The organism is Sphingobium agri (genome assembly GCF_023051225.1).
In the GTDB taxonomy this organism is placed as follows: Bacteria; Pseudomonadota; Alphaproteobacteria; order Sphingomonadales; family Sphingomonadaceae; genus Sphingobium; species Sphingobium agri.
The window spans coordinates 224199-233033 of the sequence record NZ_JALKHS010000010.1 but is presented as its reverse complement, the minus strand read 5'-3'; the positions used below and the strand labels follow the sequence as shown (position 1 = coordinate 233033).

Annotated in this window: 7 protein-coding genes and 2 pseudogenes; 6 read left to right on the top strand and 3 right to left on the bottom strand. The window is 58.4% G+C overall.

Annotated features, from left to right (window positions below; all coding sequences use genetic code 11):
• Nucleotides 1–231: 231 nt before the first annotated feature.
• Nucleotides 232–570: pseudogene (locus tag MU848_RS13725) on the bottom strand (hypothetical protein).
• Between the two features lie 776 nt (nt 571–1346).
• Between MU848_RS13725 and MU848_RS13720 the strand changes: the two are divergent.
• From MU848_RS13720 to MU848_RS13695, 6 genes and pseudogenes are all read left to right on the top strand, one after another.
• Nucleotides 1347–1529 carry a hypothetical protein gene (locus MU848_RS13720; protein ID WP_201516760.1) on the top strand — a complete coding sequence of 61 codons (183 nt, stop codon included), beginning with the start codon at nt 1347–1349 and terminating at the stop codon, nt 1527–1529.
• Between the two features lie 41 nt (nt 1530–1570).
• On the top strand, nt 1571–1726 hold the full coding sequence (locus MU848_RS13715; protein ID WP_201516759.1) for a hypothetical protein: 156 nt from the start codon (nt 1571–1573) through the stop codon (nt 1724–1726).
• Nucleotides 1727–1996: 270 nt separating this feature from the next.
• On the top strand, nt 1997–2203 hold the full coding sequence (locus MU848_RS13710; RefSeq protein ID WP_201516758.1) for a cold-shock protein: 207 nt from the start codon (nt 1997–1999) through the stop codon (nt 2201–2203).
• Between the two features lie 70 nt (nt 2204–2273).
• The gene (locus tag MU848_RS13705; RefSeq protein ID WP_201516757.1) at nt 2274–2609 is read left to right on the top strand and encodes a DUF6481 family protein; all 336 of its coding nucleotides are present in this window, start codon (nt 2274–2276) and stop codon (nt 2607–2609) included.
• A 732-nt stretch (nt 2610–3341) separates the two neighbouring features.
• Nucleotides 3342–4040 carry a spermidine synthase gene (locus tag MU848_RS13700; RefSeq protein ID WP_201516756.1) on the top strand — a complete coding sequence of 233 codons (699 nt, stop codon included), beginning with the start codon at nt 3342–3344 and terminating at the stop codon, nt 4038–4040.
• 628 nt (nt 4041–4668) lie between these two features.
• A pseudogene (locus MU848_RS13695) lies at nt 4669–5300 on the top strand (tyrosine-type recombinase/integrase).
• 156 nt (nt 5301–5456) lie between these two features.
• On the opposite strand, the gene MU848_RS13690 reads toward MU848_RS13695, so the two are convergent.
• Both MU848_RS13690 and MU848_RS13685 read right to left on the bottom strand, forming a co-directional pair.
• Nucleotides 5457–6542 carry a PepSY-associated TM helix domain-containing protein gene (locus MU848_RS13690; RefSeq protein WP_247233316.1) on the bottom strand — a complete coding sequence of 362 codons (1086 nt, stop codon included), beginning with the start codon at nt 6540–6542 and terminating at the stop codon, nt 5457–5459.
• Nucleotides 6539–8749: a TonB-dependent receptor gene (locus MU848_RS13685; RefSeq protein ID WP_247233310.1), complete on the bottom strand. Its 2211-nt coding sequence runs from the start codon at nt 8747–8749 to the stop codon at nt 6539–6541. The genes MU848_RS13690 and MU848_RS13685 overlap by 4 nt, the downstream gene beginning before the upstream one ends.
• Nucleotides 8750–8835: the final 86 nt, after the last annotated feature.

Below are 8835 nucleotides of genomic sequence, written 5' to 3'. Positions count from 1 at the left end.
AAAGCAGTGAGAGAATAAGCACCGGAAAATTCCCTGAAGCTGCTAGGGCGAAGGCCAGGCTGACCCAGGAAATATTGCGTCTGGACGATCGCCGAAACCGGCCCGCGATTGAATGTGGCCGACAGGTTGACGCGATCGGGTGAGATGTTCACGCCATCGAGATCGGTATCCACCACGCCATCCGCGTTATTGTCGTAGCGCCCCTCGATATGAGCGTAGGCAGCGGGTCCTTCAGCGCTGCTTCTTAGCGATCGTCGCCGTGAAGTCCGGATCCTTGTTAGTCACCCAGTCCAATAATTTGCGCATGTTCGGATTATCCCCCAGGCCCGCCACCTCCATCCCGTGGCATGGAGTTCGAAATTGGTGATTGGGCAATCCGCGTCTGCTGGCAGATCGAGTGCATCGGCACGACATCGCGGCCTCCGCGGCTCTTGGGCACTGGGCGATGCCAGACGATGGTCTAGCCGGTCGGTCGACCACAAAGCCGGCAGAGCACGGCGCTGCCCACGCCTCTTTTTCTTGCGGGAGATGGTCATAAGGGTCGAGTTTCGAACGCTCGCGGCGGGTCATTGGCCCCGCGGCTACGGTCAGAGAAGCGCCGCCTTGTTAACGATCGAATTACCGTCGGTCGCCCTTCTCGACGTCAGTCTTGGCACCGAACATATGGCGGCGAGATTTTTGACGGGCGTCCCCACCGCCGGCAAGCCAACCAATGAACGCCGCTTGTTAGCTGCGTCAGATCAACTGCTCGGCGATTAGTCCCATACGGTAAGAAGAGAGCTCATGAAAATTGGCTGCTATTACACAGATAAACCGGCCAATGAGCAAAGTATATCATCAAGGATTATAATATCGACTAAATAGTCTACAAATTAATATTGAACAGATATGACTGCTATTTTTTCTTAATGATCGAACACGCGCGCTCTTGCAAAATTTTATTTATCTCCTATATGAACACCATCAAGGGCATAAGCAATGTAGGCGTCCTTGACTGAGAGACTATCGCGCTCCCGCTTACCAGGGAATTCGCACATGGATCTCAATCAACTCTATTCCGAACACCAGGTTTCATTGATGCGTGTCGCTGGCGCGCTTAGCGAGTCGGCCCGGCGCAAATATCTGTGCGCCGCCGGACTTGTTGGCGGTCAAATCTTTGAACTGCTCTCCTCGAAGAACGCGCCCGCTTCGGCGGGTTGGTCGCCCTGGGCGAATCGATTGGTCCCCATAGCAGGCCTGGCTGTCCCCGCATGACAAGAGATGCAACGGCGCCCGCGCGCCCCCGAAGGCGAGCATTCGTCAGTCGCGAGACGAAGGTCTCTCCCGAACAGGCAAGGCGGCAGGGCTTGATCACTCACCTTGCATTCGTGCTCCTCGGCCAGAAGGAGGCAATCCGCTTTCTGAACACCCACAACGTGTCCTTGGGCGCAAGGCCGCTCGATCTGGCGATCGCCGATCCGACCGGATACTCAACGGTGGAAAATGCAGTAAAGCTCCTCGCCCAACCCCCGGCTGGCGGCCGTCAGTGATCTCGTCAGCTGACCCCTGCTTGTGACGATCGGATAGAAAAATGGCTGTGGAACCCGCAGACGAAACCGAACTCATGGCTCGCTATGGCATCACCAAGGTGCCTGTATATTGCTTTCATCATCGTGACTGGCGATACTCAACTTTGAACGATGCGATCGCGCAGGCCAAGCGGGATGAAGCGGCGCTCCCGAAGTAAATAGAATGGGGGTGGGTGGCCAATTCCCACGCTAGCGCCATGCCAACTTTGTAATAGTTGGCGCCGCAGCAGGTTTCGATCGATGGTGTATTTGATCCGCCTAGCTCGATTTTGCATTTCCTTCGAATTGTGCTATCAGAACCTTGCTGAACGTCGCGTTTTGACGGATGTCGGGCCGCTTCGGCTCTCCCTTGTCCCTACATTGCCTCTTTTAAGCCGGAATGCGCGAATGGTCGTGCGTTTCCAAGACATGCGACAAGGAGACCGAGCATGATCACCGGAACAGTCAAATTTTTCAATGCCGACAAGGGCTATGGCTTCATCGCTCCTGAAAATGGCAGCAGTGATGCTTTCGTCCATATCTCTGCCGTTGAACAGGCGGGCATGCGCACCCTCGAAAAGGATCAGCGCGTCACTTATGATCTGGAACAGGACCGCCGCGGTAAGACCTCGGCTGCCAATCTCCAGGCAGCCTGAAAACGGCGCCGGGCGGCTGACGCTGCCCGGCGGCCTCAGGCCACTGCTTGAACACAGGACATTTCCCTGCATGAAAAGATATAAAGAGCCGTCCTTCCAGGAGCGTATCGCCTCAGCGGCACGTGCTCGGACGGCGGGTCTCCAGCAACTGCGCAACAAACCGCCCGTAGACCAAGCCGCTGCGGTGGCGAAGGCGGAACTCCGGCAGGCCAAAGAGGCCGCTGCGCGTGAAAAGCGCCAGAAGGCTTTGCTCATGGCCAAGGAACAAAAGGCTGCGAAACAGGCGCAGGCGCTTGAAGCGGCCGCTGCGAATGTCTCACGGCAAAAGCCTGTCCTTACGGAAGCTGAGCAAAAGGCTGCACGCGATGCGCGGTATCTCGCGCGGAAGAAGCGTGCGTCATCCTGACGCCGCCGCCTGCACCTATGTTGAAGCGGAAATCCGGAGAAGGATTCTGGAGCCCACCTGCATGTGGACATTGCCATAATCGAACATGTTGGGCCGTTTAATTTGCCCGGTTCGGCTGCAAGCTGTCCGTCATTACCCGCTTCAGGCTCGCATCACTGCGACCCTTAGCGCTTGAACCACGAATAATGCGGCGTACGCCGCGAGGTTATAAAGTGAACATTATGTTTCCGACCAATAGACGCGCCACCCTTCATCTGCCTTTTAGCCAGGGATCTGTGCCGCGGCCCGTCCGGGCCCGAGCGGCGGTTTTGTCCACTAGTGAGCTAAAGCAGATTGTTGCGGCGATGCTTGGCTGAACGTGAATATACCGGCAGCCCGACAGGCTGCCCTTTCGCAACTACTTAGGAGCCCCCATGAGCCGAGAAAAAGTCGCTCCCTTCCTCATCACAAAGGACCAAGATGGAAATTTCCGGCTCACCGTCCGGGAAACACGGTTTAATTCACAGGGCTATCCTCTCGTGACATCTCACCTGCAGGGGGAGAGCTTCAAGACGGCGGCTGCCGTCAGAAGCCACGCGCGCCTCGTGTTCAGGGCCGAGCCCGGGCAGTTTGCCACTAAGTGAAGCTTTTGACGGCGCACCAGAAATTGGACCTGACACTATCTTCATCTTGAGGATGGAGGATCGCGGCCGGCGCCCTCATACGCGCGCCGTAGCACTAGAGGAATAAGCCATGTTGGCATCGTCTGACGAATGCGCGACCATCCCGGTCGAATTGATCGGCATGGCAGAGCTTCCTGACGGAGGCCGGCTGCGCCTCTTACGCCGCGGTCAGGACTACTCCATCAGGTTCGGCAATAACGAACTGATGGGAAACCAGGTTCGTCATTCGGAAGAAGCGCTTGCCACTCTGACGTGTCAGCGCGTCACCGAAGGAGATGCGCGGGTTCTCATCGGTGGTTTGGGCATGGGCTTCACGCTCGGCGCTGCTTTGCGATCACTGCCGCCCACCGCCGAGATCATGGTAACAGAACTCATCCCTGAGATCGTGAACTGGGCGAAAGGCCCTTTGTCCCATCTCTTTCATGATTATCTCTCCGACCCCCGTGTCGTCCTTGAACTGGCCGACGTTCATGATGTGATTGCCAGCGCCGAAGCTAGGTTCGACGCCATTATGTTGGACGTCGATAACGGCCCTGACGGGCTGATCCATCTTGCGAACGAACGCCTCTATTGCAATTGGGGGCTGCGCACGGCCCATGCAGCGCTCAAGCCGGGGGGCATTCTGGCGATCTGGTCGGCCTATAGCGACGATGCATTTGTCGCACGCCTCGAAAGCAACGGTTTTGATGTGGATGAAGTTGAGGTAGCAGCGGTGGTCGACGGAGAAAACACGATCCACACTGTATGGCTTGCTTCAAAGCGGCCTTAATCCGGCTTCCCGTCAGGGGCGAAGTCGCTTGGCTCCCTCCAGTGCTTCCCGACGGATTACGTTGATGAGTTTCCGGAGAGCATGGGCGTGAACTTCATGCCCGTTCCTCTTTAAGGAACAAGATGACGCCGATGCCTCCTTCAGCGCTTTCGTTTTGCGAGATTGGAGACGATTGATCTTATCCATGGCCTATCTCCGCAGCTGGTAAGGGGGAGCTGCCGCGCGATATGCGACGGCGATCGGATGACTTCGCCCCATATTAGTTTGTTTTTCATCCGGGCACGAAATGCTTCAGCATCCCGGGGGAGCCGTTCAGATGGAGGCGCTCGCCGCCCGAATTCGCGAGATCATCGAAAGCAAAGGGATCTCACCAAAATAGTCGGCCGATAGCGATCCATTGGATTGCTATTCACTGTAGCGATAAAGATAACCGCATGCGACTGGCAGCTATACCCGCATTTGCATCCACAACCGGAAAATCGGATATCGGCCAGACTTGAGGTGCGTATATTGAATAGCTGCCGTTCCGGACCTAGGGATCGAGATCTGGCCTTTGTACGGTAAACAAGAGTCGGCCCCACCATGAAGCGTTTTCCCCGCGGCGATTATGGCCAATTGGAGACGTGTCATGGGATTGTCAGAATTCGATCCTGCCGCTCGTGATCGAGTGTCGTGTAATGCAGGACGCAAGGTAGGTGCGAAGCGAGCGCTCAAACCCCGTCAGATTTGGGCCATCCGCTTCTTCCTGGATCAACATGGGCGGGTTCAAGATCGGGCTCTCTTCGATCTCGCCATCGATAGCAAACTGCGCGGCTGTGACCTGGTGAAGATCAGGATCAGCGACATCGTTTGTGATCGGAAAATTCGTACGCGAGCCACGGTCGTTCAGCAAAAGACCGGAAGGCCAGTTCAGTTCGAATTGATGGACGAAGCTTGCGCTAGCCTCCTCAAATGGCTCGAACTGAGAGGGGGGCTCTTTAGAGGATTTCGCTTCCCCAGCCGCACCGATCATGCTGCCCACATAAGCACAAGACAATATGGCCGCCTTGTCGACAAGTGGGTTACAGGAATTGGCTTGCCCAGTGAAGATTATGGCACCCATTCGCTGCGGCGGACCAGGCATCGATCATCTTCAAGGCGACCGGAAATCTTCGTGCGATCCAGATCTTACTGGGGCACACAAAGATTGAAAGCACGGCCCGATATCTCGGGGTGGATGTGGAGGACGCGCTCACATTGCCGGAGGGCACGGAAATCTGAGGTTGCCTGGCGCCTCGCCGATACGAGGAGCTAGAACCTATTTTGCGGCTGCTACGCGCCACTTTTTGCCTTTACCTCGCGAGGTTGTCGTTCCTCGAAACGGACATCAAAGTGGCGTGAACTCGCTCTCCCGCCGGCGGTGGTCATGGGCCGCGCTCAACGATGTACCTTGATCAATTGCCGCACCGGACGTTTGACGCGTTTTCTCGCGAACCAAAATGACCAGAGGGTCAACGTCCCCAGCAGCCCCAATGCCAGTCCAGCGAAGGTCATTACCAACCGATAGCTTAGACCGCCGACCTTGGCGGCATGAAGCGGGTAGAGCATGTTGTAGATCTTCACGACCTGAGGCAGGCGGGAAGCATCCCGAGCCTTTATCATACGGCCATCATCCGCCGCGAACCATAGGGTTGTGCGTCCGTTTGGCAGCCATTCGTCCGGCCGCTTCATCCGCAAGGTTACGAGGCCGCTGCCTTGCCGGGGGAGCGACAGGCTGCGCACTTCGGCGCTTGGGAAATGCGCCCGGGCCTCCTCGATAAGAGCACGCCCATTATACTTTGCCGCAAGCGGAACATGCGGAACGGAAGGCGCCTTGAGACTTGCGTCGATCTGGCCGGGGGCGGCGGGCCCTAGGATTAGGGCCGCCATCGGACGGAAGACCAATATGGCGCCGGTCAGCAGCGCCAATATCAGTAGCGGTGCCGCGACCACCCCCAGATCACGATGATGGCGCAAGATTGCCGGCCGGCTCATCCGCTTGGGCAGAAGGCGGAACTCGAACGTCTTGCGCGTGCGGATCCACAGGATGATGCCCGAAATGATGAAGAACAGCCCGGCGATTGCGGCGATGCCGATCACCGATTCTCCCGTGTCGCCTGCAAACAGATGATGATGAAGGTCGAACAGCCAGAGTTCCGGCCGCTCCCATTGGCTGTTCCAGCGCGCAACCAGATTGCCCGCTTGATCGGTATAGGCGCCACGACCATCCGCGAAACGCAGCCGGTTGAGGCCGAAATCCTGTCCGGCAAAGGTGATCATCTCGGGACGGGTGGCAGGATCCGCCATGATACGTTCGACGGCCGCAGCGATGGCGTTCGTTTCCTGCACCTGGGTGTCGGATGCATGCGGCAGCAGCACCCAGGCGTCCTTATGTACCAGCAGAGCGCCCGAAAACCCCAGCACTGCCAGAACAAGGCCGATCAATCCGCCAAACCAGCGATGCAGGAGATCGAGCGTCTTCAAAAGATGTAATCCCAACTCAGGGTGAAGGTGCGACCGCGTCCCGCGAAATAAGCAAGATTATCGGTCGGCAGCCGCGTGTCGCTGCTATAGTCGATGTAGAATTTGTCGAACAGGTTCTGCACGCTCAGCCGCAGCCCGCCAAAGCCGGTCTGATAGCGGAAGCTGGCGTCCGTGACGTGATAGCCTGCGAAATTGTTGCGCCGGTCGGGCTGCGTGAGCCCCGGATCGGCATGAAAGGTGCGCGACAGGAAATATTGCGTCTGGACGATCGCCGAAACCGGCCCGCGATTGAATGTGGCCGACAGGTTGACGCGATCGGGTGAGATGTTCACGCCATCGAGATCGGTATCCACCACGCCATCCGCGTTATTGTCGTAGCGCCCCTCGATATGAGCGTAGCCGATGCCGAGCTTCAGCCCTTTGATCGGTGTCTCGCTGCGCAGATTGACTTCGATGCCTTCGATCTTGATGCGCTGACGTTGCACGTCGAAGTTGCGCCCGAGGCCCGGGACCAGAAGCTGCCCCTTGTCGCTTGACGACCAGAAATAGGTGGCCGATGCGTCGATCGGTCCGCGCTTCACTTCAACGCCGATCTCCCGGTTGTTTGACACTATCGGTTCAATGGTAAGGTAGCTGTCGATATCGACGCCGGGAAGATTGACGGAGCGTGCGATGCGGCCCACGTCGGGGGCGGTATAGCCCTCGGCATAGCTGGCATAAGCGCGGATGCCTTCCCATGGTTCGATGATGACGCCGCCGTTCAGCAGAAGATCGTCAAATCTCGGCTTGCCGCCCGCAACGGCGACGCCGCCATAGGTCGACGTGCCGCAAGGCGTGTCAGCCGGCAAGCTGGCTGAGCAAGCGATAAAGGTTGTTGACGCCAGCGTGTGATAATCGTCGATCTTGATCTGGACATTTTCCCAGCGTGCGCCACCAGCGATGCGCACCAGACCATCGAACAGCTTGAGATTGGCCTGGGCGAAGGGGGCGAGGCTCCGGAACTCGGCCGGGGGCACCCAGACGCGGTCCGTGGCGATCAGCCGCTGCTCGGTCTTGTCCCACAGAGCGTCGAAGCCAAGCGTCGCAGTCAGCGCTTCGAAGCCCGGCATCGCGCGCTCATAGCTGAACTTCGCACCGATTTTTCGCGAGCGGTTTTGCGACTGGTCGAACAGCGTGTTGACGGGCGCGAGAGCCGGGTCCTGGAAGGTCGCGATGGGCGCTATCTCGCCGCCGAACGTATCGCGCGAGCGGTTGAAGAATATCTGGCTGATGAAATTGCCGCCGAGCAGCTCAGTGTCGGTGTAGGACAGCGCGATGCTTTCGGTGCGGTTGGCGGCCGGATCGCCCGGAGGAACGCCGCGGACCGCACTGGTCGGCAGGCCGGCGTTGCGGTTGCCCGCGACCGCTACGAAATCCCCGTCGCCCTTCAGCTCGAAGCGGCTGGCGATCAGGTCGATCCGGCCGGTCGCTGAAGTCGCGTAGCCAAGGCGTGCGAAGAAATTGGTCGTGCGCGAGTCTTGCGTCTCGCCCTGCGTCAGGTTCAGGCCGACGCGACGTTCCTGACCGTCATAGAATACGCCGCGCTTTTCATAGGTAGCACCGATCGTCGCGTCGAAATCCCCGGCCTTGTACTGGAACAGGCCGCCGGCCTTCCAGCCGAGCCCGTTGGAGTGGAAGCTGTTGTCGGACGTGGCCTGCAACAGAACCCGGCCGCCTAAGCCCTCCTTGGTTGGGGCGCCGACCGTGACTTGGTTAACAATGCCGCCTGTGCCGCCGATGCCCTGTAGCGCGTTGGAGCCGTAGATCAGTTCAACCCGGTCGACAAAGAAGCCGTCGATGGTGAAGCCGTCGCGGGCGCCGTCGCGCAGCGGGGTCGATTGTGGGATGCCGTTGATCGCGTAGAGCGGCGAACGACCGCGCAGGGTTTCGCCCGCGCCGGAAAGCTTTTGGCGGGTGGGCGAGAAGGACGGGGTCAGGGTTGCTATCGCGTCGGTCACTGAACCGGAAATCGCGAGCTGCTGGTCGAGCGTCTCCTTGTCGACCACGTCGATCGTCAGCGGCAGTGCATTGACAGGAAGGATGCTGCGAGCCGCAGTGACGACAATCGGTCCTTCGGCCTCGGCTTCAGCAGACGCGGGTTGCGCGTTAGCGGTTATGGCCGACAACAGTGTTGTCGTGGAGAGCAGAGTAGAACTGATGATGCGCATGAACAAACCCCTAGCTTGCTGCGCTCGCTAGTGGATCAAATATACTAATGCAAGTCAGTCGCAGCCAGTCTAGCTCTGGATCGGTT